The sequence below is a fragment of the Sulfuricaulis limicola genome (genome assembly GCF_002355735.1).
GTDB classification, from domain to species: Bacteria; Pseudomonadota; Gammaproteobacteria; order Acidiferrobacterales; family Sulfurifustaceae; genus Sulfuricaulis; species Sulfuricaulis limicola.
Map to the genome: position 1 here is coordinate 2,828,688 of NZ_AP014879.1, position 25,446 is coordinate 2,854,133.

The 25,446-nt window shown below is 63.4% G+C and carries 28 protein-coding genes; 3 read left to right on the plus strand and 25 right to left on the minus strand.

Annotated features, from left to right (window positions below; genetic code table 11):
• Positions 1-5: 5 nt before the first annotated feature.
• Positions 6-1,211, minus strand: coding sequence for a M48 family metallopeptidase (locus tag SCL_RS13695; RefSeq protein WP_096361738.1), 1,206 nt, complete (start codon positions 1,209-1,211; stop codon positions 6-8).
• Between the two features lie 215 nt (positions 1,212-1,426).
• Here SCL_RS13695 and SCL_RS13700 point away from each other — a divergent pair, with 215 nt between their 5' ends.
• Both SCL_RS13700 and SCL_RS13705 read left to right on the plus strand, forming a co-directional pair.
• A complete protein-coding gene (locus SCL_RS13700) occupies positions 1,427-1,966 on the plus strand; it encodes a TRAP transporter small permease subunit (protein WP_096361739.1) in 540 nt (179 codons plus the stop codon).
• A complete protein-coding gene (locus SCL_RS13705) occupies positions 1,963-3,360 on the plus strand; it encodes a TRAP transporter large permease (protein ID WP_096361740.1) in 1,398 nt (465 codons plus the stop codon). The genes SCL_RS13700 and SCL_RS13705 overlap by 4 nt, the downstream gene beginning before the upstream one ends.
• 23 nt (positions 3,361-3,383) lie before the next feature.
• Here SCL_RS13705 and hemG read toward each other — a convergent pair whose 3' ends face one another.
• The 23 genes from hemG to rsmG form a co-directional block, all read right to left on the minus strand.
• The gene (gene hemG / locus SCL_RS13710; RefSeq protein WP_096361741.1) at positions 3,384-3,914 is read right to left on the minus strand and encodes a menaquinone-dependent protoporphyrinogen IX dehydrogenase; all 531 of its coding nucleotides are present in this window, start codon (positions 3,912-3,914) and stop codon (positions 3,384-3,386) included.
• A 63-nt stretch (positions 3,915-3,977) separates the two neighbouring features.
• On the minus strand, positions 3,978-4,490 hold the full coding sequence (locus tag SCL_RS13715; protein WP_096361997.1) for a GNAT family N-acetyltransferase: 513 nt from the start codon (positions 4,488-4,490) through the stop codon (positions 3,978-3,980).
• 114 nt (positions 4,491-4,604) lie between these two features.
• The gene (locus SCL_RS14190; RefSeq protein WP_148665107.1) at positions 4,605-4,895 is read right to left on the minus strand and encodes a hypothetical protein; all 291 of its coding nucleotides are present in this window, start codon (positions 4,893-4,895) and stop codon (positions 4,605-4,607) included.
• A gap of 40 nt (positions 4,896-4,935) precedes the next feature.
• Complete coding sequence (locus SCL_RS13720) at positions 4,936-6,009, minus strand: TRAP transporter substrate-binding protein (protein WP_096361998.1); 1,074 nt, start codon at positions 6,007-6,009, stop codon at positions 4,936-4,938.
• A 94-nt stretch (positions 6,010-6,103) separates the two neighbouring features.
• On the minus strand, positions 6,104-6,862 hold the full coding sequence (locus tag SCL_RS13725) for a GGDEF domain-containing protein (RefSeq protein ID WP_148665108.1): 759 nt from the start codon (positions 6,860-6,862) through the stop codon (positions 6,104-6,106).
• 110 nt (positions 6,863-6,972) lie between these two features.
• Positions 6,973-9,138, minus strand: a complete 2,166-nt coding sequence (gene uvrD / locus SCL_RS13730; RefSeq protein ID WP_096361743.1) for a DNA helicase II — start codon at positions 9,136-9,138, stop codon at positions 6,973-6,975.
• A 108-nt stretch (positions 9,139-9,246) separates the two neighbouring features.
• Positions 9,247-11,082 (minus strand): glutamine--fructose-6-phosphate transaminase (isomerizing), encoded by a 1,836-nt coding sequence (gene glmS, locus SCL_RS13735; RefSeq protein ID WP_096361744.1) that lies wholly within the window; start codon positions 11,080-11,082, stop codon positions 9,247-9,249.
• A 110-nt stretch (positions 11,083-11,192) separates the two neighbouring features.
• On the minus strand, positions 11,193-12,569 hold the full coding sequence (gene glmU / locus SCL_RS13740) for a bifunctional UDP-N-acetylglucosamine diphosphorylase/glucosamine-1-phosphate N-acetyltransferase GlmU (protein WP_096361745.1): 1,377 nt from the start codon (positions 12,567-12,569) through the stop codon (positions 11,193-11,195).
• Between the two features lie 64 nt (positions 12,570-12,633).
• A complete protein-coding gene (locus SCL_RS13745) occupies positions 12,634-13,119 on the minus strand; it encodes an FKBP-type peptidyl-prolyl cis-trans isomerase (protein ID WP_096361746.1) in 486 nt (161 codons plus the stop codon).
• A 39-nt stretch (positions 13,120-13,158) separates the two neighbouring features.
• On the minus strand, positions 13,159-13,584 hold the full coding sequence (locus SCL_RS13750) for a F0F1 ATP synthase subunit epsilon (RefSeq protein WP_096361747.1): 426 nt from the start codon (positions 13,582-13,584) through the stop codon (positions 13,159-13,161).
• A 22-nt stretch (positions 13,585-13,606) separates the two neighbouring features.
• A complete protein-coding gene (gene atpD / locus SCL_RS13755; RefSeq protein WP_096361748.1) occupies positions 13,607-14,980 on the minus strand; it encodes a F0F1 ATP synthase subunit beta in 1,374 nt (457 codons plus the stop codon).
• 110 nt (positions 14,981-15,090) lie between these two features.
• Complete coding sequence (gene atpG / locus SCL_RS13760; RefSeq protein ID WP_096361749.1) at positions 15,091-15,963, minus strand: F0F1 ATP synthase subunit gamma; 873 nt, start codon at positions 15,961-15,963, stop codon at positions 15,091-15,093.
• Between the two features lie 3 nt (positions 15,964-15,966).
• Entirely contained in the window at positions 15,967-17,508 is a 1,542-nt protein-coding gene (gene atpA, locus SCL_RS13765) for a F0F1 ATP synthase subunit alpha (protein ID WP_096361750.1), read from the minus strand.
• Positions 17,509-17,528: 20 nt separating this feature from the next.
• A complete protein-coding gene (locus SCL_RS13770; RefSeq protein WP_096361751.1) occupies positions 17,529-18,065 on the minus strand; it encodes a F0F1 ATP synthase subunit delta in 537 nt (178 codons plus the stop codon).
• A 4-nt stretch (positions 18,066-18,069) separates the two neighbouring features.
• On the minus strand, positions 18,070-18,540 hold the full coding sequence (locus SCL_RS13775; protein ID WP_096361752.1) for a F0F1 ATP synthase subunit B: 471 nt from the start codon (positions 18,538-18,540) through the stop codon (positions 18,070-18,072).
• Between the two features lie 29 nt (positions 18,541-18,569).
• Positions 18,570-18,839 carry a F0F1 ATP synthase subunit C gene (gene atpE / locus SCL_RS13780; protein WP_096361753.1) on the minus strand — a complete coding sequence of 90 codons (270 nt, stop codon included), beginning with the start codon at positions 18,837-18,839 and terminating at the stop codon, positions 18,570-18,572.
• Between the two features lie 45 nt (positions 18,840-18,884).
• Positions 18,885-19,679: a F0F1 ATP synthase subunit A gene (gene atpB / locus SCL_RS13785; protein ID WP_096361754.1), complete on the minus strand. Its 795-nt coding sequence runs from the start codon at positions 19,677-19,679 to the stop codon at positions 18,885-18,887.
• The gene (locus tag SCL_RS13790) at positions 19,676-20,056 is read right to left on the minus strand and encodes an ATP synthase subunit I (RefSeq protein WP_096361755.1); all 381 of its coding nucleotides are present in this window, start codon (positions 20,054-20,056) and stop codon (positions 19,676-19,678) included. Before SCL_RS13790 ends, atpB begins: the two co-directional genes overlap by 4 nt.
• 246 nt (positions 20,057-20,302) lie before the next feature.
• On the minus strand, positions 20,303-20,755 hold the full coding sequence (locus SCL_RS13795) for a CBS domain-containing protein (protein WP_172426064.1): 453 nt from the start codon (positions 20,753-20,755) through the stop codon (positions 20,303-20,305).
• A 146-nt stretch (positions 20,756-20,901) separates the two neighbouring features.
• Positions 20,902-21,348, minus strand: a complete 447-nt coding sequence (locus SCL_RS13800; RefSeq protein WP_096361757.1) for an SEL1-like repeat protein — start codon at positions 21,346-21,348, stop codon at positions 20,902-20,904.
• A gap of 217 nt (positions 21,349-21,565) precedes the next feature.
• Positions 21,566-22,423 carry a ParB/RepB/Spo0J family partition protein gene (locus SCL_RS13805; RefSeq protein ID WP_096361999.1) on the minus strand — a complete coding sequence of 286 codons (858 nt, stop codon included), beginning with the start codon at positions 22,421-22,423 and terminating at the stop codon, positions 21,566-21,568.
• 13 nt (positions 22,424-22,436) lie between these two features.
• Complete coding sequence (locus tag SCL_RS13810) at positions 22,437-23,213, minus strand: ParA family protein (protein WP_096361758.1); 777 nt, start codon at positions 23,211-23,213, stop codon at positions 22,437-22,439.
• 21 nt (positions 23,214-23,234) lie between these two features.
• Positions 23,235-23,858 (minus strand): 16S rRNA (guanine(527)-N(7))-methyltransferase RsmG, encoded by a 624-nt coding sequence (rsmG, locus tag SCL_RS13815; protein WP_096361759.1) that lies wholly within the window; start codon positions 23,856-23,858, stop codon positions 23,235-23,237.
• Positions 23,859-23,995: 137 nt separating this feature from the next.
• Between rsmG and SCL_RS13820 the strand changes: the two genes are divergently transcribed.
• Positions 23,996-24,472 carry a DUF2914 domain-containing protein gene (locus SCL_RS13820; protein ID WP_096361760.1) on the plus strand — a complete coding sequence of 159 codons (477 nt, stop codon included), beginning with the start codon at positions 23,996-23,998 and terminating at the stop codon, positions 24,470-24,472.
• A gap of 28 nt (positions 24,473-24,500) precedes the next feature.
• On the opposite strand, the gene SCL_RS13825 is transcribed toward SCL_RS13820, so the two are convergent.
• Entirely contained in the window at positions 24,501-25,271 is a 771-nt protein-coding gene (locus tag SCL_RS13825) for a hypothetical protein (RefSeq protein WP_096361761.1), read from the minus strand.
• Positions 25,272-25,446: the final 175 nt, after the last annotated feature.

Below are 25,446 nucleotides of genomic sequence, written 5' to 3' on the forward strand. Positions count from 1 at the left end.
CCGGGCTAGCGGCAATCCGGCGGAAGATATTTGGGCGGAAGTTCCTCGCCGTCACATTTCCAGTAAATGCGCTGGTCCTTCACGTACGGCTGGTAGACGATGCTTTTATCCGTCACCGGACCACGGGCGAAGGTCACGACGACCATACCACCTTCCTGAATCCGGATGGATTTGATGTCCGGACCGAAGGCGCCGGTCTCGGGGAGGCCAATGGCCTCGTTGCTGCCCGGCCATCCCTGGTTTTTTACCGCGTAGTCGACCACGGCGGCCTTGCTTTGCTGGATGTGGGGCACCGTGCCCATGATGCCGGCGCGCGTCACGTAATCCTGGTAGGCCGGAATCGCTATCGCCGCCAGAATGCCGATGATGGCGACAAAAACCAGCACCGACGCACCGCCGCCACCGACTCCCAGACGCGGCACGAACAGCGCAAAAAAGAACGCCAGGCCGCTGCGGCTCGGCATCGCCGCCTTCTGCTTGGCGATCAGCGCGTTCAGCATCGCCATGCGTTTGACGAGCCACGGATAATCGCTGACCAGCTCATGGAATGACATCCAGAAGCCGGAGCTTTCCCTGGTCTGGCCGGCATAGTTTTCCTTGCTCAGGATGCGCCAGCGCCGTCCGCCCGCGGCCAGCGCGGCCAGGCCGGTGGTGGCGTCCTGCGGGTTCTCGCAGCAGGCGAGACCGTAACGGTCGCAGGTATATTCGCGCGCGCGGGAATAGGCCGCGCCGAGCAGGGGCAGCAGCAGCGCCGGGGCCAGCAGCGGCCCCCACAGCAGATGCTTGCGGTGGATGTGACCCATCTCATGGCCGATATAAAAATTCACCGCGCCGGGCTGAGCCTCGAAAGCATCCACCACGTCCGAGAACAACACCACGAAATCACGACCGAGGAAGCGCGTCGCCAAAGCATTGAAGGCGCCGTCGGCATGCAGCAGGTATACGTCCGGCACGTTTTTCATGCCGAGCTTGCTGCTGCACGCGGCCACCCGCTGCTGCAGGTCCGGAAATTGCTGCGGCGTGATCTTGACCGCCGTGCCGCGGATATAGGAGATGAACGCGGACTGGGCGAACAGGTAAAAAACAAAAAACATCAAGACATACATCAGGGCGATGCCCATGGTGGCGCCGATCAGCACCAGCCAGAACACGGCCGAGATCAGGACGGCAATTCCGAACAACACTTTTTCCTTCCGATAGATCAGATCCATGGTTATCCTTACTTTTTTGGGGACAATGGATATATAGGCCAGGATCCGGGGGTCCACCAGTCGCCGGCACTCTAGATTTCGAAAAACGGCCTGAAATATGGCCTTTTCTGAGTGCTCCGTCCGGGGGAGCCGCGCCTCGCGGGCATGGCGTTCAGGACGATTTTGTCGCCCGCACGGTTGCCGGTAGGCTGCGCCAGTTCAACAAAAAATAATTCATGAAATTCTGGATCAACATTGCCCAGGCCATCGACGCCACCAACGAAACCGTCGGCCGCGCGGTGCTGTGGCTGGTGGGCGCGGCCACGCTGATCTCGGCGCTGAACGCGCTGGCGCGTTACGGCCTGGGGCGCTCGTCCAACGCCTGGCTGGAAATCCAGTGGTACCTGTTCGGCGCCATCATTCTTTTGGCCGCCGGCTACACCCTCAAGCACAACGGCCACGTACGCATCGACATCATCTACGGGCGCTTCTCAGCGCGCGTGCAGGCGTGGATTGATCTGCTGGGGACTCTATTTTTCCTGCTGCCGCTGTGCGGGTTGATAGTGTGGCTCGCCTGGCCCGGCTTCGTGGATTCTTTCGTGAGCGGCGAGACCTCGCCGGACGCCGGCGGACTGATCCGCTGGCCGGTGCGCTTGCTCATTCCGCTCGGCTTCGCGCTGCTCGGTTTGCAGGGCGTGGCCGAGATCATCAAGCGCATCGCTTTCCTGCGCGGGGAAGGAAAACTCACGCACGAGCAGCCGCGGGAGGACGTATGACCTTCGCGGTGATGGCGCCGCTCATGTTCGCCGGGCTGGTGCTGTTCCTGCTGCTCGGCTATCCGGTGGCGTTCGCGCTCGCGGCCAACGGATTGCTGTTCGCCTTCATTGGCATCCAGTCGGGTTTCTTCGATCTGAGCCTCATGCAGGCCTTGCCCGAGCGCGTCTACGGCATCGTCTCCAACCCGACGCTGCTCGCGATTCCCTTCTTCACCTTCATGGGCCTGATTCTCGAGCGCAGCGGCATGGCGGAAGAGCTGCTCGACACCGTGGGCCAACTGTTCGGGCGCGTGCGCGGCGGGCTCGCCTTCGCCGTGGTGTTCGTCGGCGCGCTGCTGGCCGCCACCACCGGCGTGATGGCGGCCACGGTCATCGCCATGGGCCTGATCTCGCTGCCGATCATGCTGCGCTACGGTTACGACAAGCGCCTCGCCAGCGGCGTGATCACCGCCTCCGGCACGCTGGCGCAGATCGTGCCGCCGTCGATCGTGCTGATCGTGCTGGCCGACCAGCTCGGCGCCTCGGTCGGTGACATGTACACCGGCGCGCTGGCCCCGGCGCTGATGCTGGCCGGGCTGTATCTCTGCTATGTCCTCGGCGTCACGCTGGTGAAGCCGCATGCCGCCCCGGCCCTGCCGCCGCAGGCGCGCACCCTGCGCGGGGCGGCGCTGGCAAGGCGCGTGGGGATCACGCTGATCCCGCCGCTGGTGCTGATTTTCCTGGTGCTGGGCACCATTTTTCTCGGCATCGCCACCCCCACCGAGGGTGGCGCGCTCGGCGCGGCCGGGGCCGTGGCGTTGGCGGCGCTGCGCAGGCGGCTGACGCTGGACGTGGCGAAACAGGCCATGGACTCGACCGCGCGCCTGACCAGCTTCGTGATTTTCATTCTCATCGGCTCGACCGTGTTCAGCCTGGTGTTCCGCGGCGTGGACGGCGACCTGTGGGTCGAGAGCCTGCTGACGCAACTGCCCGGCGGCGCGATCGGCTTTCTGATTGTCGTGAACCTGCTGGTATTCGGGCTGGCGTTCTTCCTCGACTTCTTCGAGATCGCCTTCATCGTGGTGCCGCTGCTGGCGCCGGTCGCGGCCAAGCTCGGCATCGACCCGATCTGGTTCGGCGTGCTGCTCGGCATCAATATGCAGACCTCGTTCCTGCACCCGCCGTTCGGCTTCGCGCTGTTTTATCTGCGCAGCGTCGCGCCCAAATCCATCCGCACCGCCGACATCTACTGGGGCGCGGTGCCGTTCGTGCTGTTGCAGGTGTTAATGGTGGCGATCGTGATTATCTTTCCGCAGATCGTGGGCCATGCGCCCATCGCTCCGGAAAGCCAGATCATGGAGGTACCGCTGGAGGTCGATCCCGACGCCGGCTTCCTGCCGCCGGAGTGGCGATAAGGGCTCGATTCAGAGCGAAGCAATTAATGCATCGCGCAGATGCGCCGCCCGAACGCCTCCACGTCATCCCAGTTGGTGAATTCCACCACGGATTCCGGGTCGGTGGGCCCCTGCGTCATCCACATGATGAAGCGGATAACCTGCCGGTCCCAGAAGCCGTACTTCGGGTAATCGATCTTGCCGGCGAACACCGCCAGTTCCCGGGGACGCCAGGCCGACTGTTGCAGGAACTTCTGCATGTAGGGATTGGTCTCGGGCCGGTTCTTTTCCGGTTTACGCGCCACCACGTTGACCGTGAAAAAGGCGTTGGGTTTGCCGTCCAGCACCGCCCGGTTGCGCCCGGCGAACTCGAAAACTTCCGGGCGATGCTTGCCGTAGCGGATGCTGGCGCCGATGACGATCTTGTCGAACCGGTTCAGCTCCGCGCCGTCCGCCTCGCTCACCGGGACCAGCTCCACCCGGTGGTGCTCCCGTTCGATGACCTGCTGCAGGCGCTGGCAGATCTTCCGGGTCTGGCCATCGACGGTTGAATAGAGGATGAGAATGTTTGCCATGGTTCCCTTAGTGATTCAAAAGGGGATGGAGGGATTGAAGTTTAATCCCTCCATCCCCTTTTACTATCTGTCTGCCTTGAAAGCCTCGTGAAATTCCACAGTGCCTTGGGGAACCTGCCCGTCGAGGGGCAGGGCAAAGAAGACATCCTGGGGAGCTCCCTCACAGACAAGCCCTGGAGCATTTTCGAAACCGAAGCGCCGGTAATACGCCGGATGTCCCACGAGGCAGCAGCCTGCGGCACCCAAAGCCTTCAGGCGTGACAGCCCTTCTCGTATCAGCGCGCTGCCGATGCCCCGGCGCTGGTATTCGGGCAGCACGGATACCGGTCCAAGTCCGTACCAGTTCCGGGTGCCGTCCGAAATGGTCACGGGAGAGAAAGCGATATGCCCTATCACGCGGCCATCTGCTTCTGCGACGAGCGATACCGTGAGGGCCCTGGCGGCGCGCAGCGCCGCGACGATGAACTGCTCCGTGTGCTGGCTGATCTCCAGGGTCTGGAACGCGGCGACGGTCACCTCGGTTATCGCGTTCACATCGGCAGCGGTTTCACTTCGGATGACGATTTTCGGATTCATGGCGGGGCGGGAAAGACGGTGGAGAAGTGGAAACGGGTACATCTCACTCCGTCCCCTTTTTCGCTGGAGGGATAACTACTTAATACCTCCGTCTCTATTCATTGCCTTTGCTTTTTATCTCACCAAGAAGATCAGTCCTGATAAATACAAAATAACACCAATCGTTGCCGAAATTCTGTAGGCAATCGGTTCTTCAGTAGTCACGATAATTTTTCCAAGAAAAATTGTGTCCCTGGTAAACATTGAAGTACATACGATGATACCAAGGGAAAGAAAAAAAATTCCCGAGAAGCGTTCAGTTGCCCAAGCACGAAGAGATTCAGAAGACGAGACTGAGAATACCAGAACAGAAATTGCTGCCAGCCATAACAGTATCACTAATACGACTCTCGTTTTGGCATTCATACAATTGTGATCCGATGCATATGGGATTATATGTTCATGTTCACTTCACATAATGCATGAAATTTGCGTACGACGACTCCGCCACCTTGAACCACTGGTCGCTGGCGAGGGCGAATTTTTTCCACTCGCTGTAGATGCGTTTGAATACCGCGTTCTTGCGCGCCTCATCTTCGTACATCTCGAACGCCGTCTTGCGCGCCGCGAGCATGACGTCCTTGGGGAAGGCGTGCAGCTGTACGCCGGCCTTGAGCAGGCGCTGCAAGGCCGGTGGATTTTTGGCGTCGTAGTCGGCGAGCATGTACAGATTCGCCTCGGCCGCGGCGGCTTCGAAAGCAGCGCGGTAGGCCGGCGGCAGTTCCTGCCATTTCTTGAGATTCACGTAGAACGAAATCTGCGGCCCGGGCTCCCACCAGCCGGGGTAGTAATAGTGCTTCGCGACCTTGTGGAAGCCGAGCTTCTCGTCGTCGTAGGGCCCGACCCATTCGGTGGCGTCGAGCGCGCCGCTTTCGAGCGCGGGATAAATATCGCCGCCGGCCAGCGTCTGCGGCACCACGCCGAGGCGCGCCAGGATCTGGCCGCCGAGGCCGGGGATGCGCATCTTGAGGCCCTTGAGGTCGGCGATGGATTTGAGCTCGCGGCGGAACCAGCCGCCCATCTGCACGCCGGTGTTGCCGCCGGGGAACATCACCACGCCATGCTCGGTGTAGAGGTCGCGCATCAGCTCGCGGCCGCCGCCGGCGTACATCCAGGCGATCTGCTGGCGCGCGTTCAGGCCGAACGGCACCGCGGTCTCGAAGGCGAAGGCCATGTTCTTGCCGACGTAGTAGTAACCGGCGGTCTGGCCGCACTCGACCGTGCCCTGGCCGACCGCGTCCATGACCTGCAGTCCCGGCACGATCTCGCCGCCGGCGAACACGCGGATCTGGAATTTGCCGCCGGTGATTTCGCCGACGCGCCGCGCCAGGCGCTCGGCCGCGCCGTAGATGGCGTCCACGCTCTTGGGGAAACTTGAAGCAAGACGCCAGCGGATCGTCGGGGATTCATCGGCGCGCACGGCAGCGGCCGCGCCCAGCAGCCCGACTCCGGCGCCCTTGAGGACATCGCGTCGTTTCATGTCATTTTTCTTGATGGTTTTGACGGACAGCGGACATTCTGCCCCAGTCATGCACCGGAGCCAAACGCTTTACGGAAGGGAACGACGGAAAGGATTAACGACTTTTGCTGGCGACAACCTTGTTACGGCCGCCCTGCTTGGCTTCCTGCAGGGCCTTGCTGGCGTGCGACATCAGCTGCTCGAGATCTTCACCATCCTTGTACTGGGTAACGCCGATGCTGATGGTCAGGCGGATTTTCTTGGAGCCCACGTTGAAGTCCCACTTGCTGACCGAGTTGCGGATGCGCTCGACGATTTTCTTGCCCTGCACCAGGCTGGTGTGCGGCAGCACGATGAGGAATTCCTCGCCGCCGTAGCGCCCGACCTTGTCCGGCATGCGCAGGGCGTCGGCGAGCACGCCGGCCACGTCCTTGAGCACGCGGTCGCCGCCGCCACGTCCGTAGGAGGCGTTGATTTCCTTCAGCAGGTCGATGTCGGCCATGGCGACCGTCAGCGGGGTGCGGTAGCGCTCGGCATGGGCCATGGCATCGAGCAGGCCGACGGTGATGCCGCGACGGTTCATGATGCGCGTGAGCGGATCAGTGATCGCCATATGGCTCAGGTCTTCGTCGTCGCCTTCACCGCGCAGGCGCCTGATGTATTGGTTGCGGATCGGGCTCAGCACCAGCCAGTAGATCGGCGGCGCGCAAATCACCGCGAGCAGAATGCCGTTGAGGAGGGTGAATCGGGTTCCGAATTCGAAGCCCAGGTAGCGCAGGGCGTACATGATCAGCACTTCGACGAGGAAGAGCATGACCGCAATGGCCAGCATGGCCTTGACCGCCGTTTGAACCTCGCTCCTAGCTTGCTTCACGAGACATCCCCGTTATTTTCTCTACCCGGTCTGACCCGGCCATTCCCTGGATTTTTCTTTTCCCTAACTATAGTCCATCAACTGAGGATGCAAGGTCGGGCGGGGCGGGGTTACAGGGACTGGAGCTTGGCGTATCCGATCACGAGCCACTTGGTGCCGGCGGCCTCGAAATTGACCTGCACCCGGGCATGCGGACCCTGGCCCTCGTAGCGCAGCACCACCCCGTCGCCGAAGGTCCCGTGGCGCACCCGGCTGCCGAGGCGCATGCCCCCGGCCGGGGGCTCATCGGCCGGCAGGCCGCGCGCCGGGCTGGATGGGGCATAGGCCGAAACCGCAGGTTTGGCGCGGATTTCCTGAAGCAACTCTTCGGGGATTTCCCCCAGGAAGCGCGACGGGCTGGTGTAGTGCTCGTTGCCGTGCAGGCGGCGCAGCTCGGCCTGGGTCAGCACCAGCTGGCGGCGCGCCCGGGTCATGCCGACGTAACACAGGCGCCGCTCCTCCTCGAGCCGCACCGGGTCCTGGAGCGAATGCTGGTGCGGGAACAGGCCCTCTTCCAGACCGGTCAGGAACACCAGCGGGAATTCCAGCCCCTTGGCCGAGTGCAGGCTCATGAGCTGGACGCAGTCCTGCCAGGCCTCGGCCTGGCCCTCGCCGGCCTCAAGTGCCGCATGCGCCAGAAACGAGGACAGCGGATCGAGGCCCTCGGCCTCGTCGTGCTCGTAACCGCGCGCGGCGTTGATCAGCTCCTCCAGGTTTTCCACACGCGATTCGGCCTTCTCGCCCTTTTCCTTCTTGTAGTGCTCGATCAGCCCGCTGCCGGCGAGCATGTGCTCGACGGTCTCGCCCAGCGCGAGCCCGGCGGTCTCGGAGGCCAGGCGCTCGATCAGTTGCAGGAACCCAAGCAGCGCCTCGCGCGCGCGGGCCGGCAACTCGGCGGCGCCGAGCAGTTTCTGCGCCGCGTCCCACATGGAAATTTTTTCACCCTTGGCGCGCTCGCGCAGCGCGTCCACGGTCTTGGCGCCGATGCCGCGGGTGGGAAGATTTACCACCCGCTCAAAAGAGGCGTCGTCGTGGCGGCTGGCCATGAGCCGCAGATAGGCGAGCGCGTCCTTGATCTCGGCGCGCTCGAAAAAGCGCAGGCCGCCATACACACGATAAGGGATACCCTCGTTGATCAGGCGTTCTTCAAACAGGCGTGACTGGGCGTTGGAGCGGTACAGGATGGCGCACTCGGCGCGCGCGTGTCCGCGCGCGACCCAGTCCTGGATGCGGTCGATCACGAAACGCGCCTCGTCATAATCGGTGTAGCCGGTGTAGAACTGGATCGGCTCGCCTTCCTCGCCCGCGGTCCACAGGTTCTTGCCGAGACGTCCGGTGTTGTGGCCGATGACGGCGTTGGCGGCCTTGAGGATGGTGCCGGTGGAACGGTAATTCTGTTCGAGGCGAATGGTGCGCGTGCCGGGAAAATCGTTTTCGAACTTGAGAATATTTTCCACCTTGGCGCCGCGCCAGCCGTAGATCGACTGGTCGTCGTCGCCGACTACGAACAGGTTGCGCTCGGGCCCGACGAACTGGCGCAGCCAGGCGTATTGAATGCGGTTGGTATCCTGGAACTCGTCCACCAGCACATGGCGGAAGCGCGCCTGGTAGTGCTCACGCATGGCCGGGTTGTCGCGCAGCAGCTCGTAGGCGCGCAGCAGCAGCTCGGCGAAATCGACCAGCCCGGAACGCTGGCAGGTCTCCTCGTAGGCCACGTATACCCGGCGCAGTTCGCGCTGGGTTGGATCGAGCGATTCGCCGAGGTCCTTCGGGCGCCGGCCCTCTTCCTTGTGGCCGTTGATGAACCACATGGCCTGCTTCGGCGGCCAGTAGGCCTCGTCCATGTTCATGCCCTTCATGAGCCGCCGGATGACTCTGAGTTGGTCCTCACTATCCAGAATCGTAAATGTTTGAGCCAGGTTTGCTTCTTTCCAATGGGATCGCAGCAGCCGGTGCGACAGGCCGTGAAAGGTGCCGATCCACATGCCGCCCACGGGCGTGTGCAGCATGGACTCGATGCGGCCGCGCATCTCGTGAGCGGCCTTGTTGGTGAAGGTCACCGCCAGAATGGAATGTGGCGAGATGCCCTCGACACCGACGAGCCAGGCCACGCGGTGGGTCAGCACGCGCGTCTTGCCGCTGCCGGCGCCGGCCAATACCAGCAGCGGCCCCGGCGGGGCGCCCACGGCCTCGCGCTGCACGTCGTTGAGATCGTCCATCAGGTGGGAAACATCCATCCCCGAATTTTACCAGAGACGGCGCGGCGTCCGTGGAAAATCAGTCCGCCCGGGATACGGTCCGTGCGCGGGGAGCGCAATCGGTTTTGGGTCCCGCCGAAGGCGGTTCTACTCCACCGTTACCGACTTCGCCAGATTCCTCGGCTGATCCACGTCCGTCCCTTTCGCCAGCGCGACGTAGTAGGCCAGCAATTGCAGCGGCACGGTGTAGAGGATCGGCGAGGTCCATTCGCCCACCTCGGGCATGCGGATCTTGGTGGTGTTGCTGGCGCGCACGCCGGTGCCCTTGACCGAGAACACGTACAGCTCGCCGCCGCGGGCGCGCACTTCCTGAAGATTGGATTTCAGTTTTTCCAGCAGCTCGTCGTTGGGCGCGACGGCGATGACCGGCATGTTGGCGTCCACCAGCGCCAGCGGACCATGCTTCAGTTCGCCGGCGGCGTAGGATTCGGCGTGGATGTAGGAGATTTCCTTGAGCTTCAGTGCCCCTTCCATGGCGATGGGGTAGTGCACGCCGCGCCCGAGGAACAGCGCGTGGTGCTTGTCCACGAAGCGCTCGGACAGGGCGCGGATTTCCTCGCTCAGTTCCAGCACTTTCTGGATGCGGCCCGGGAGCTGTTCCAGTTCTTCCACCAGCTGCTTTTCTTTCTCGGCGGTCAATCCATGCCGGCGCGCCAGCGCGATGGTGAGCAGCAGCAGGGCGGTGAGCTGGGTGACGAAGGCCTTGGTGGAAGCGACGCCGATTTCCGGGCCAGCGCGGGTGAGCAGCGTGAGTTCCGACTCGCGCACCAGCGAGGACTCCGGCACGTTACAGATGGCGAGCGAATGACCGTAGCCGAGCTTCCTGGTCTGTTGCAGTGCCGCGAGCGTGTCGGCGGTTTCGCCGGATTGGGAAATGGTCACCACCAGCGTTCCCGGCAGCACCACGTGCTTGCGGTAACGGTATTCGCTGGCGATCTCGACGTTGCATGGCAGGCCGGCGAGGCTTTCGATCCAGTAGCGCGCCACTGAACCGGCGTGGAAACTGGTGCCGCAGGCAATGATCTGAACGGCTTTGGTGTTGTCGAAGATCTGCCCGGCGGTGACGCCGAAGGCCTCTTCCAGGATGCGGCCCTTGCCGAGGCGGCCTTCGAGGGTGTCGGCCACGGCCTTCGGCTGCTCGAAAATTTCCTTCTCGGTGAAGTTGCGATACTGGCCACGATCCACGGCGTCGGCCGTGGCCTCGGACACGCGCACTGGCCGTTCGACCTTCTTGCCGCTGGCGTCGTAAATGGTGTGCTCGGTGCGGCGCAGGTCGGCCACGTCGCCTTCCTCGAGATAGATCACGTTGCGCGTCACCGGTGCCAGCGCCAGCACGTCGGAGCCGATGAAGCGCTCCTCGATGCCAACCCCGACCACCAGCGGGCTGCCCTTGCGCGCGGCGATCAGGCGGTGCGGCTCATCGCGGCTGATGATGCCGAGCGCGTACGCGCCCTCCAGCTCGCCGATCGCGGCCATGGCCGCCTTGCATAAATCTTTCTGTTTTTTCAGGTGGTGGTGCACCAGGTGCGCCACCACCTCGGTGTCGGTCTGGGAGGTGAATTCGTAGCCCAGCTCCTGCAGCTTCGTGCGCAACTTCTCGTGATTTTCAATGATGCCGTTGTGCACCACGGCGATGACGCCGTGGCTCACGTGCGGGTGGGCGTTGTCCTCGCTCGGCACGCCATGCGTGGCCCAGCGCGTATGGGCGATGCCGGTCTGACCCTCGGTCTTGAGCTGCTGGATGGAGTCCTCGAGCGCCTTGACCTTGCCGACGGCGCGCACGCGGTCGAGGCGTTCCGCGCCGCCGTCGCCGAGCACGGCTAGCCCGGCCGAATCGTAACCGCGGTATTCGAGACGCTTCAGACCCTCGACCAGGATGGGAACCACGTTACGCTGCGCGACCGCGCCGACAATGCCACACATTTGTTGTCTGCCTTTTTATTGCTAAAAAAATGGACAGGATTTACAGGATTAACATGATTAAATCTGACCATCCGTTCTTCGGATAATCCAGTAAATCCAGTTAATCCTGTCTATTTATCTTTGCTTTTTTTCACCGGCCGTTTCCAGCCGGGCTTGGTCATCTGCGGCGCGCGTGTCAGTGTCAGCTCGCCGGCCGGCGCGTCTTTCGTGATCACCGAGCCGGCGCCAATGGTGGCGCCTTCGCCCACGGTCAACGGCGCCACCAGCGCCGTGTTCGATCCGATGAAGGCCTTGTCGCCGATGACCGTCGGATGTTTGTTGGCGCCGTCGTAATTGCACACGATGGTGCCGGCGCCGATATTTACGTCCTTGCCCACCGTGGTGTCGCCGACGTAGCTCAGATGATTGATTTTGCTGCCGGGGCCGACCCGGGATTTTTTGATCTCGACGAAATTTCCCAGATGCACGTGGTCCGCGATTTCCGCCCCCGGGCGCAGACGCGTGAACGGTCCGAGGCGGCAATGGCTGCCGATGACGGATTCCTCGATGACGCAGCTGGGAAGAATCTGCGTGTGGGCGCCGATGGTGGTGTCGCGGATCACGTTGTTGGGGCCGATCTGAACGCCGTCCTGAAGCACGACCTTGCCTTCGAAGACCACGTTCACGTCGATCACCACGTCGCGTCCGCAGGTCAGTTCACCGCGCACGTCCAGGCGCGCGGGGTCGCGCAGGGTCACGCCCTGCTGCATGAGTTTCTCCGCCTGCTGTTTCTGGTACATGCGCTCCAATTGCGCGAGCTCCGGCTTGCTATTGACCCCGAGGATTTCGCCGAGGTCGCGGGGGGCGCGGGTGGTGATCGCCACCCGTTCCGCTGCCGCCATGGAAATTATATCAGTCAGATAGTACTCACCCTGGGCGTTGTGATTCCGCAGGCCGGCCAGCCATTTCCTGAGCTTTGCCGCCGGGGCGGCGAGGAAACCGGTGTAGACCTCGCGCACGGCGGCCTCGTCCGGGCCGGCATCCTTGCTCTCGACGATTCGGACCACCCGGCCGGCCGGATCACGCAGGATGCGGCCATAGCCGGCGGGATCGGCCAATTCGGCCGTGAGCAGGGCCAGACCGTCACCGGCGGCGGAAAGCAATTCCTGGAGGGTCTGTGGGCGGATCAGGGGGACATCGCCGTACAACACCAGCACGGTGGCCCGTTCAGCGATTTTGGGCATGGCCTGGGCCATGGCATGGCCGGTGCCTTTCTGCTCCGCCTGATGGACCCAGACGAGTCCTGTCCCGGGAAAGGCCGCGCGCACCTGTTCGCCGCCATGACCATAAACCACGTGGATTGCGTCCGGTTTGAGCATGTGCGCGGTGTCCAGCACATGGCCCAGCAGGGGCTTGCCGGCCAGGCCGTGCAAGACCTTGGGCAGGTCGGAGTACATGCGCTTGCCCTGGCCGGCAGCCAGGATGACGATTTCGAGGGGGGCGGACATGGGTCAGGGCGAAGCTTGCATCATACCCGCTAACTATAGAAAAAAGCGCCGGGGTGAGGCGGATTTATTGCAAAGTCGGCAGGTCGCCGGCGGGTCGGCCGTCGCGGATTTCCTCGGGGGTGGCGTCGCGGATATCCTGCACCGTCACCTCGAAGCTGATGTTCTGGCCGGCCAGCGGGTGGTTGGCGTCGACAGTAATACGGTCGCCCTCGATGCGGGTCACCGTCAGCATGATGCTCTCGCCCTTGGCGTTCTGCGCCTCGAACTCGGCGCCGACACGGCGCAGCTCGGGCGGCGCGTTTTCGATGTCATCGGTGAAGGTGAGTTTGGGATCGCGGTCGCCGAAGGCGTCGGCCGGGGTCAGTTGCACCGCCACCCGGTCGCCGACGGCGCGTCCTTCCAGGGCTTGTTCGATCTTGGGAAACAGGTCGGTGCCGGAGCCGTGCACGTACGACACCGGCAGGTCGCGGTACTCGAAGATTTCCCCCTTCTCGTTACGCACCACGTAAATGAGGGAAATAACCTTGTTCTTGGCAACGACGGCGGTCATGGAAACAGGATTCGGTGACAGGAAAGGTGCGGACGGCGCTTACTTGTGGGCGCGTTCGCGCAGTTTCTGGATGGCACGCAACTGCGCGATGGCCTCGGCCAGTTCGGCCTGGGCCTTGGCGTAATCGATGTCGACCTGGCGGTTGCGCAGCGCCTCCTCGGCGCGTTCCTTGGCCTTGAGCGCGGCGGCCTCGTCGATGTCCCGGGCGCGCAGCGCGGTGTCGGCCAGCACCGTGACCACGTGCGGCTGCACTTCCAGCAGGCCGCCGGAGACGTAGAACGAGAGCTCCTCGGTCGGCGTCTTCACGCGCACCTCGCCCGGCTTCATGCGCGCCAGCAGCGGCGTGTGGCGCGGCAGGATGCCGACCTCGCCGTTCACCAGGGTCGCCACCAGCATCTCCGCCAGGCCGGAGAAAATCTCCTTCTCGGCGGAAACGATGTCGACGTGCATGGTCAGTGCCTTCATGGGGTCCCCGTGCGCTGGCACGTCAGAGGGTCTTCGCCTTCTCGGCGACTTCTTCGATGGAACCGACCATGTAGAAGGCCTGTTCCGGATAGCTGTCGTATTCGCCGTCGACGATGCCGCGGAACCCGCGGATGGTGTCCTTGAGCGAGACATACTTGCCGGCGCTGCCGGTGAACACCTCGGCCACGAAGAACGGCTGCGACAGGAAGCGCTGGATCTTGCGCGCGCGGCTCACCGTCAGCTTGTCGTCCTCGGACAGCTCGTCCATGCCCAGGATCGCGATGATGTCCTGCAGTTCCTTGTAGCGCTGCAGGGTGGCCTGCACGTCGCGCGTGGTGCGGTAGTGCTCCTCGCCGATGATGTTCGGGTCAACCTGGCGGCTGGTGGAGTCGAGCGGGTCCACGGCCGGATAGATGCCGAGCTCGGCAACCTGGCGCGACAGCACCACGGTCGCGTCCAGGTGCGAGAAGGTCGTCGCCGGGGACGGGTCGGTCAGGTCGTCGGCCGGCACGTACACCGCCTGCACCGAGGTGATCGAGCCCTTCTTGGTCGAGGTGATGCGCTCCTGCAGGATGCCCATTTCGTAGGCCAGCGTCGGCTGGTAACCCACGGCCGAGGGCATGCGGCCCAGCAGGGCGGACACTTCGGTTCCCGCCAGCGTGTAACGGTAGATGTTGTCGATGAACAGCAGCACGTCCTTGCCTTCGTCGCGGAAGTTCTCGGCGATGGTCAGGCCGGTCAGGCCGACGCGCAGGCGGTTGCCCGGCGGCTCGTTCATCTGGCCGTACACCAGCGCCACCTTGTCGAGCACGCCGCCTTCCTTCATTTCGTGATAGAAGTCGTTGCCTTCGCGGGTGCGCTCGCCGACGCCAGCGAACACCGAGTAACCGGAATGTTCCACCGCGATGTTGCGGATCAGTTCCATCATGTTCACGGTCTTGCCCACGCCGGCGCCGCCGAACAGGCCGATCTTGCCGCCCTTGGCGAACGGGCAGATGAGGTCGATCACCTTGATGCCGGTCTCGAGCAGCTCCGCGCTCGCGGCCTGGTCTTCATAGGACGGTGCGGTGCGGTGGATCGGCATGCGCTTTTCTTCTCCGACCGGGCCCTTTTCGTCGATCGGGTTGCCGAGCACGTCCATGATGCGGCCGAGGGTCTTGGTGCCGACCGGCACCGAGATCGGCGCGCCGGTATCGGTAACCGACAGGCCGCGCTTGATGCCGTCGGTGGAACCCATGGCGATGCAGCGCACCACGCCGTCACCGAGCTGCTGCTGCACCTCGAGCGTGAGCCCGCCCTCGACCTTGAGCGCGTAATACACCTTCGGCAGGTGCTCGCGCGGGAATTCCGCGTCGACCACGGCGCCGATGATTTGCACGATTTTTCCGTTACTCATTTGCAATACCCCAAATAAATAAATTCCTTGCCACAGAGATCACAGAGGGCACAGAGAATAAAAACAAAGCTGTCTGCTCTGTGTTCTCTGTGTACTCTGTGGACAAATTCTTACACCGCCGCGGCGCCGCCGACGATCTCCGAGATCTCCTGCGTGATCGCGGCCTGGCGCGCCTTGTTGTACACCAGCCGCAGATCGTCGATGAGCGCGCCGGCGTTGTCGCTCGCGGCCTTCATCGCCACCATGCGCGCCGACTGCTCGCACGCGAGGTTCTCGATCACGGCGTGATAGATCTGCGACTCGATGTAGCGCGTGATCAGGTCCTGCAGCAACTCGTGCGCGTCCTCGGGTTCGTACAGGTAGTCCCAGTAGTGCTTCAGTTCCTGCGCTTCCTGCTCCGGCACCGGCGGCAGCGGCAGCAGCTGCTCCAGCAGCGGCTTCTGCGTCATGGTGTTGACGAAGCGGTTGTAGACGATGAACAGCCGGTCCAGCCGGCCTTCACTGTAGGCATCGAGCATGACCTTGATGGTGCCGATCAGGTCTTCCAGCCGCGGCCGGTCCCCGAGGTGCGACACATGCGAAACCACCGGAAAACCGAAGCGCTTGCAGAAGGCGAAACCCTTGGAGCCGATGTTGCACACCTCCATCTCGAGACCGCGGTCGCGCCAGCCCTTCATTTCGACCAGCGCGGCGCGCAGCAGATTGGTGTTGAGGCCGCCGCACAGGCCGCGGTCGGAGGTGACGATAATGAGCCCGACGCGTTTGGCCTCGCGCTCGACCGTAAACGGGTGGCGATACTCCGGGTGGCCCTCGTGCAAATGCTGGATCACATGACGGATGCGGGTGGCGTACGGGCGCGCGGCCTGCATGCGTTCCTGGGCGCGGCGCATCTTGCTGGCCGCGACCATCTCCATCGCACTCGTGATCTTCTGAGTGTTCTGGACCGACTTGATCTTCTTGCGTATCTCTTTGCCGACAGCCATGGCTTATCCGATGTAATTGGCCTTGAAGGACTTCGCCGCTTCGCGCAACTCGCCGGCCACGACGTCGTTGAACTCCGGCGTGGCGTTGATCCTGTCGAGCAGCGCCTGGTGCTTCTGCTTCATGTATGCCTGCAAGCCGTCCTCGAAGGCGCGCACCTTGTTGACGGCGACATCATCGAGCAGGCCCTCGTTGACGGCGAACAGCGTGACCGCCATCTCCGCCACCGACATCGGCGAGTACTGCGGCTGCTTCATCACCTCCATGATGCGGCTGCCGCGCTCGAGCTGCTTGCGCGTGGCGGCATCGAGGTCGGAGGCGAACTGGGAAAAGGCGGCGAGCTCGCGGTATTGCGCCAGCGCCAGGCGCACGCCGCCGCCCAGCTTCTTCACGATCTTGGTCTGGGCCGCGCCGCCGACGCGCGATACCGACAGACCGGCATTGATCGCGGGGCGCATGCCGGCGTTGAACAGGTCGGTGTCGAGGTAGATCTGGCCGTCGGTGATCGAAATCACGTTGGTCGGCACGAATGCCGACACGTCGCCGGCCTGGGTCTCGATGATCGGCAGAGCGGTGAGCGAGCCGGTCTTGCCGGTGACCTTGCCATTGGTGATCTTGGCCACGTGGTCGGCGTTGACGCGCGCGGCGCGCTCGAGCAGGCGCGAGTGCAGGTAGAACACGTCGCCCGGATAGGCCTCGCGTCCCGGCGGGCGGCGCAGCAGCAGCGAGATCTGGCGGTAGGCCCAAGCCTGCTTGGTCAGGTCGTCGTACACGATCAGCGCGTCGCGCCCGCTGTCGCGGAAGTACTCGCCCATGGTGCAGCCGGAATACGGCGCGATGTACTGCATGGCCGCCGACTCGGACGCGCTCGCGGCCACCACGATGGTATGGCCCATGGCGCCGTGTTCTTCCAGCTTGCGCACCACCCCCGCCACCGACGAGGACTTCTGGCCGATGGCGACGTAGATGCAAATGATCCCGGTGCCCTTCTGGTTGATGATGGTGTCGATGGCGAGCGCGGACTTGCCGGTCTGGCGGTCGCCGATGATGAGTTCGCGCTGGCCGCGGCCGATCGGCACCATGGAGTCGATCGACTTGAGGCCGGTCTGCACCGGTTGCGACACCGACTGGCGCTGAATCACACCCGGGGCGATTTTCTCGATCGGCGAGTGCTCCTCGGACTTGATCGGGCCGCGCCCGTCGATGGCGTTGCCGAGGGCGTCGACCACGCGCCCGATCAGCGCCTCGCCCACCGGCACCTCGAGGATGCGCCCGGTGCACTTGACGGTGTCGCCCTCGGTGATGTGCTTGTACTCGCCCAGGATCACCGCGCCGACCGAGTCGCGCTCGAGGTTGAGCGCCACCCCGAAGGTGTTGTTCGGAAATTCGATCATCTCGCCCTGCATCACGTCGGACAGGCCGTGGATGCGGCAGATGCCGTCGGTGAGGGAGACCACGGTGCCTTCGGTACGGGCCTCGGCCCGGACCTCGAACTTCTCGATACGGGCACGGATCAGTTCGCTGATTTCGGAAGGATTGAGTTGCATCGTTTGATATCCCGGTAATTTCAATAATTCAGATGCGTGGCCAGCGCCGCGATGCGCCCGCGCACGGAACCGTCGATCACCAGATCGCCGGCACGGATGACAATCCCGCCCAGCAGCGACGCGTCGACGCGCGTGGTGACGCGCACCTCGCGTCCCATCCGGCGCTTGAGCGCCTCGCTGATCTTGCGCTGTTCGGCGTCGGTCAGGGCATAGGCCGAGGTCACGTCGGCCTCGACGATGGCCTCGGCTTCGGCCCGGCGCATCTCGTAAAGTTCGATGATCTCCGGCAGCAGCGCCAGGCGGCGGTTTTCCGCCAGAATGCGCACAAAATTTTGCGCCTCGGAATCAAGATGCCTGTCGCCGATCTCGATGATGAGTTCGGCGAGACGCTCGCGCGGCAGGCGCGGGTCGTCGAGCAGGGGCTGCAGGCCGGCATCGCCCACGACCGCGGCCAGCAGGCCGAGCATCTCGGACCAGGGCTTGAGCCGCCGGGCGTCGCGCGCGAGCGCGAACGCGGCCTCGGCGTAGGGACGTGCTGTGGTGCGGCGTTCGGCCATCGCGCTAGAGTTTCGCCACCACGGAGTCGAGCAGCTTCGCGTGCGCGTCGCGGTCGATCTCCTTTTCCAGGATGCGCGTGGCCCCGGCCACGGCCAGCTCGGCCACGGCCGCGCGCAGCTGCTCGCGCGCGCGGTTGGCCTCGAGCTCGATCTCGGAACGGGCGGCCAGCAGCAGGCGCTCGCCTTCGGCGCGCGCATTCGATTTGGATTCGTCGATGATCCCGCCGGCGCGTTTGCCGGCCTCGACGATGACGTCGGCGGCCTGCTCGCGCGCCTCGCGCATCAGCTCGCCGGCCTTTTTCTGTGCCAGCTCGAGGTCGTGCTTGCTGCGTTCGGCGGCCGCCAGGCCGTCAGCGATGGTCTGCTGACGCCGCTCCATCGCCCGCATCAGCGGCGGCCACACGAATTTCATCGTGAACCAGACGAACAGCGCGAAGCTGATCATCTGGCCGATTAATGTGATGCCTATGTTCATGGCTCAGGCTCCTGGCCGAAACCCAATCGTTAGTTGCCGGCAACGGCCTTGAGCGCCGCGACAAACGGGTTGGCGGTGGTGAACCACAACGCCAGACCGACGCCGATCATGGTCACCGCGTCGAGCAGGCCGGCGACGATGAACATCTTCACCTGCAGCATCGGGACCATCTCCGGCTGGCGGGCGGCGCCCTCGAGGAACTTGCCGCCGAGGATGCCGAAGCCGATCGCGGTACCGAGCGCGCCCATGCCGAGGATGATGCCCACCGCCACCGCGGTCATGCCGTACAGAGTTTCCATTGCTTCCTCCGAAAAATAAAAAAGTTGAAAAAGGACCGAACCGGATCAGTGACTCTCTTCGTGCGCCATGGACAGGTACACGATCGTGAGCACCATGAAAATGAACGCCTGCAGGGTGATGATCAGCAGGTGGAAGATCGCCCAGCCGAGCTGCAGTACCCCGGCGAGCGGGCCGAGCAGCCAGCCGGCACCATACATCAGCGCGATCAGGATGAAAATCATTTCACCCGCGTACAGGTTGCCGAACAGACGCAGTGCCAGCGAAATCGGCTTGGCCAGCAGTTCGACCACGTTGAGCAGCAGGTTGGCCGGGAACAAGTACGGGCCGAAAGGATGCGTGAGGAGCTCTTTGGCGTAGCCCACGGGCCCCTTGACCTTGAGGCTGTAGAAAACGATGAGCAGCAGCACCGTGAGCGAAAGACCGAAGGTGGCGTTCAGGTCGGTCGACGGCACGACACGCAGATAATGCACGCCCAGCAGCTTGCCGAACTCCGGCAGCACATCCACCGGCACCAGGTCCATCAGGTTCCACAGGAACACCCAGCAGAAGATCGTCAGCGCCAGCGGCGCGATTACGGGGTTGCGTCCGTGAAAGGTGTCCTTCACCTGCCGGTCGACGAACTCCACAAGAATCTCGGCGAAATTCTGCAAGCCGCCAGGCACGCCGCTGGTGGCCCGGCGTGCCGCCAGCCCCATGATGACGAGAAATACGGCGCCGAGGGCGATGGAGAAAAACAGCGTGTCGATGTTGACCTGCCACAGGCCCTCACCCTGACGCAGGTTGGTCAGGTGATGAATGATGTAGTCGGTCGAGGTGACCGTCGCGGTGCCGGTGCTCATGTCCTGATCCACCGCAGCACCGGACCGGCCGGCAGCAGCGCCAGCCAGTAGCCCGCGAGTGTCACGACAAAACCGGTTAGCAGCGGCACGGCCGCCAGTTTCAATACCACGAGCGCCAGCGCGAACAGCCCGGCGGTCAGCAATAATTTCGCCGCTTCGGCCACGTAAAAGCTGCGCATGACCGCGTCAGCCGGCCGCACCCCGCCACGGAAGACATGCAGCGCGAAGTAAAGGTTGGCGATGACGTTGATCAGGCCGCCGGCCACCACCGCGACAGCAATGGCATGACCCAGCGCCACCCACGCCATGATCCCGGCCACCAGCGTCACCATCAGCTGGGCCAAAACGATTTTGTAAGCGGTTGCGATTCCGGTCATCGTCAGTGCAAGAGAGAGGTACGGAACTCCAAAGGGACCCGCACAAGCTGGGTATATTAGCTTTAACTAAAATACAGCGTAAAGAATAAACTATTGGGTTTCCGGCTGAATTGAGCGCGATCAACCGCGATTACCCGCCTGTTGCGCTCAGGTAAAACCGTTTTCGCGCCGGCGCGCAATATAAAGACGCCGCCTTCCGGATTCAACAATTAAGTGATATCCCGATAGAACCGGATTATCCCCGGCTCAGGCGATCTTCGTCAGGTTCTGCTTGAAGATGGCCTTGTGCACGTCGCCGATGCTGATGATGCCGACCAGCTTGCCGTCCTGCTGCACCGGGATGCGACGGATGCGGTTGCGAAACATGATGGAGGCGGCCTTCAGCACCGGCATTTCCGGTCCGACGGTAATGATCTTCTGGCTCATGAGATCGCCGACCTTGAGGCTCACCATGTTCTGATATTCGTGCTCGAGCGCCTCGAAATCCACCAGGCCCGAACTTGCCACCAGGTCTTCGAACTTGGGAAACATCCCGTGCAGGATGTCCTTTTCCGAAATCACCCCCACGATCTTGCCGGCGGCATCCACCACCGGAAGGCCGGAGAATTTGTGAAAGCACATGGTCGCGGCCACTTCCCGGACCGGGTCTTCCGGCCCTGCGGCACGAACGGAGGTGGTCATAATCTCTTTGACGAGCATCGGATATCTCCACGGTCGACGCTGCCCCATGCCAACCGACCCGGTTCAGCATGGGCATGTCTGCGTGGCGGGCAGCGGGCGCGTATGTTACCCGCTGGCACTGGTCCCTGACCAGAGCGGGGACAGGGTGGTCCGGAGACGGCGAGTCAGGGAGTGGAGGGAGGCGGTGTGTCCAGGTTCGGGGGACCGGCCAGCGGGGCTTCCGGTGCGGGTGCCGGTTCGGCCGGCACGGGCGCCGGCTCAGCCGCTGGAGGCGGGGTCGTGGCCGGCGGTGCTTGCGCGGCCAGTTCCAGCGAAATTTTCTGTGCCGCCTCGATCTCTTCCGGTTTCATGCCGGCCATGATCTGGTCGCGGCGCCTGGCGGCGAGCGCGCTACCCTGTTCCACGGCCCGCAGATACCAGGCCAGCGCGGTGACGTTGTTCTTCGGCATGTTGTAGCCGAACTCGTAGAGGATGCCCATCTCGAGCTGGGCGTCGGCATTACCTTGCGCCGCCGTCTGGCGCATTTTCTCAAGCGATGTCAGGTCCTGCGCCCCCGCAAGGAGCGGTGTGGCGGTCAAGCCGAGGATCAAAAAAACGGTTGCCGGTTTCATCAGCCTTCCCTTGCCTGTTCCGAAAATGTCTCTTTCTAGTTATAGACGCCGTTTCAAGGGGATAGCAAGTGGCGCTGGCCGGGGTTCCGACGACCAGAAGCCGTCTCAAAACCGTCGCGAGCGGCCGTCAGCCGGGCGAGGGTGAGGCGGAGCTTTCCCGCGGAGCCGGATGGCGCAGCGGGAAAGGAGCGTGTGCGCAGCAGGTTTTGAGACGGCTTCAGCGGATATGGGCCAGAATGCCGTCCAGCTCTTCCAGGGTGTTGTATTCGATCAGCACCCGGCCCTTGCCCTTGGCGCTGTGCTGGAAACGCACCTTGGCACCCAGCTTTTCCGACAGCCGCTGCGCCAGCGCGCGGGTATCGGGGTCCATGCGGCTTCCGGAGGGTTTGTGGCCGGCGGCGGGGCCCGCCAGCAGGCGCCGCACGAGATTCTCGGTCTCACGTACCGACAGGCCCTTGTCCACTACCTGGTGTGCCGCCTGGCTCTGGTGCTTGCCCTCGAGCGCGAGCAGAGCGCGCGCATGGCCCATGTCCATCTTGCCGGTCTCGAGCAGTTCACGCACGTCGGTATTGAGCGTCAGCAGGCGCAGCATATTGGTCACGGCCGCGCGCGAACGGCCCACGGCCTCGGCCACCTGCTGGTGCGTCATGTGGAATTCGTCGATCAGGCGCGTGAAGGCATTGGCCTCTTCGACCGGGTTCAGGTTCTCGCGCTGGATGTTCTCGATCAGCGCGATGGCGATGGCGGCCTCGTCCGGGATATTGCGCACCACCGCCGGTATGGATTCCAGCCCGGCCAGCTGCGCCGCGCGCCAGCGGCGTTCGCCGGCGATGATCTCGTAGTTGCCGGCGGCCAGCGGACGCGCCACGATCGGCTGCACCACGCCCTGGGCCTTGATCGAATCGGCCAGTTCCTGCAACGCCTCGGGATTCATGTGCGTGCGCGGCTGGTACTTGCCGCGCTGCAACTGGTCGATCGGGATCTGGCGCAGCTCGTCCTTTTCGACCGGCGCCTCGTAGGCGCTCAGCAGGGCATCGAGTCCACGTCCGAGACGCTGGGGTTTCTTGGTAGTCATCACGCTCATTGCCTCATGCGGCCACGACTTCTTCGCCGCGGCGCAGCATCTCGCCCGCCAGCGCCAGATAGGCCTGTGCACCCTTGGACTGCATGTCGTAGGCGATCACCGGCTTGCCGTGCGACGGCGCCTCCGCCAGGCGGATGTTGCGCGGGATGACGGTGCGGTAGAGCTTGTCGCCGAAGTGCTGTTTCAATTGCGCCGAGACCTCGTTGTCGAGATTGTTACGCGGATCGTACATGGTGCGCAGCAGGCCTTCGATCTCCAGTTGCGGGTTCAGCGTGTCGCGTATCTTGCGGATGGTGTTGAGCAGCGCGGTCAGCCCTTCGAGCGCATAATACTCGCACTGCATCGGAATGATCACCGACTGCGCCGCCACCAGCGCATTGACCGTCAGCAGGTTCAGCGCCGGCGGACAATCAATCAGGATGTAATCGTATTGCGCGCGCACGTTCTCGAGCGCGTCGCGCAGGCGCCGCTCGCGCCGCTCGATCTCGATCAATTCGACCTCCGCGCCGGACAGCTGGCTGTTGGCCGGCACCAGATCGTAACCGCCTTCGACCGGCACGCGCGCCGCCTCGATCGGCTCGAGGCCGATCAGGACTTCATACGTCGTGACGCGATTGGCCTGCTTGTTGACGCCGCTGCCCATGGTGGCGTTGCCCTGCGGATCGTTGTCGATCAGCATCACGCGCCGGCGCGTCTTGGCCAGCGAGGCGGCCAGGTTGATGCTGGTCGTGGTCTTGCCGACCCCGCCTTTCTGATTGGTGATGGCTATGACCTTGCCCATCGGACAGCTGCTCCTTCCGCGTCAATTCACCGGCGCCAGGATGACCATGTGCCGCGCGGCGTCCAGGCCCGGGATCGTCAGCGCCTTCACTTCGGCGCGGTATCCGTCCGTGACCGCCGCCAGCTCTTCCTGGGGAAACACACCCTTCATGACGAGGAAGCGGCCGCCCGGCGCGCACAGGTGGCGACTCGCGGCCAGCATATCAGGAATGGACGCGAACGCGCGAGCAATCAGCGTATCGAATTTTTCCGCCGGATGGAATTTCTCGACGCGCTCCTGCACGACCGCTGCATTTTTCAGGCCCAGTTCGTGCAGCGCCTGGGTGGCGAAACGGGTTTTCTTGGCGTTGCTGTCGAGCAGGGTGAACTGGAGATCGGGACGCGCCAGCGCCAGCGGAATGCCGGGCAGCCCGGCGCCGGTGCCGATGTCGAGCACGCGCGGCCCGTGCAGATACGGCAACACCGACAGGCTGTCGAGCAGGTGCCGCGGCACCATCTGTTCGGGGTCGCGCACGGCGGTGAGGTTGTAGGTCTGGTTCCACTTTTCGAGGAGTTGCAGGAAATTCAGCAGCTTTTCCACCGCCGGCGGCGGTAGCGCTACACCCATTTCGTGCAGGCCCTGTTGCAGGCGTTTTTCGAGCTTCATGGTCCTCCCATTTCGCCGCGGATTATTTTGGCGCGCATCCTGTCCTGCAATTTAAGCCCTTCGTCCCTTTTGCGCTATCCGCCCGCCGGACCCTGTCCTAAGCTTTTATTTAAACCGGCTTCAAACGGATTCTGGATATGAAGGCATTTTTTCTGATTTTCGCCACCGGCCTGCTCGGCCTGTCCCTGCCGGCACGGGCCGCCGACGAAGCGGAACCATCCGAGGCATCGGCCAAAGCGGCGGTGTTGATTCCCGGCGTTGTCACGCGCTCGCAGTTTACCCGCGACATCAAGTCCCTCGAACCGGTCGATGCCATATCGGCGCTCACGAACGATCTGACCCGCATTGTTTACTTCACGGAAATTCACGACATGGCCGGGCAGACGGTCATGCACCGGTGGGAATACAACGGCAAGATCATCCTGGAAGTACCGATCAAGGTGGGAACGTCGCGCTGGCGCGCCTACTCGACAAAAACCCTGGATCCGGCCTGGACCGGCGAATGGAAGGTCTCGGTGGTGGATGCCGCCGGCGGCACGCTGAGCGTCAACACCTTCAGCTACCTGAAACAACCCGAAACACCCACCTCCGTGGCGACCAACCCGTTGCCTTGATCGGGGCGTATCGGCGCAGCGGGTCAGCTCAAACGCCGAGCACGAACCACCACAGCACCACGGCGGAAAACAGTGCCACCACGGTAATCACGCCGCCCCACAGGCGCGGCCGGGCCAGCACCAGTTTATCCAGCTGATAATGCGGGGTATCGAGCGGCTTGGTCAGCTTGCGCGTGGATACCCAGCGATTGCTGGACTTGCCCCAGTGCTTGAGCTGGCCGGGCCTGATCAACGACGTCAGCCCCACCACGACCGCCGTCAGCGCCCCCAGCAGGATGAAGGCGACCAGGCTGATCCACAGGATGTCCCACAGACCGCCTGAATTATCCGTGGCGCCATAGAGTCGCGCCAGCAGGCCGCCGCCCTCGGCGACGCTCATGCCGGTGGCGATGATCGTGCCCTTGATCAGGATCAGTGTCGCGCTGGCCAGCAGGATCGCGCCCAGCACGCGCGGATAGCGCAGCAAGACGCGCTCGGTCGGACGCGGTTTTTCCAGCGGCTTGGTCAGCTTGCGCGTGGAAATCCAGCGATTGGAAAATTTGAAAACAGCACCCAGTTGCTGCGGCGCCGCCAGCATCAGCACACCGATACCAAACGCGAAGACATTGCCGATGATCAGCAGCACAACCAGGTAATACCACATACTGTCCGGGGTGATCTGCATCGTCTCGCCTCCAGTGCGCGTGGTTCCCTTGGGATCAACGTCCCCATTGTAGACGCTGTAATCGAGGGCGCCGCGGCGCCCAGTGCCGAAGGCGAATACTCGTTCAGCAACGGCCGCCGGGGCTTCGACTTGCATTATTCCTTGGGCGCACCTGCCGCCGTCTCCGAAGGGGCTGCCACCGCCCGAGGCGAACGCTCTTTCGGCGGTGGCAGCCACTGCGCCTCAAAGAACATTGTCTCATGTGGCAGCCCGGCGTCCTCCTTTCGAAAAAGCTTCGCCTCGGAAAGGAGGCGCCCTGCGCCTCGGGATC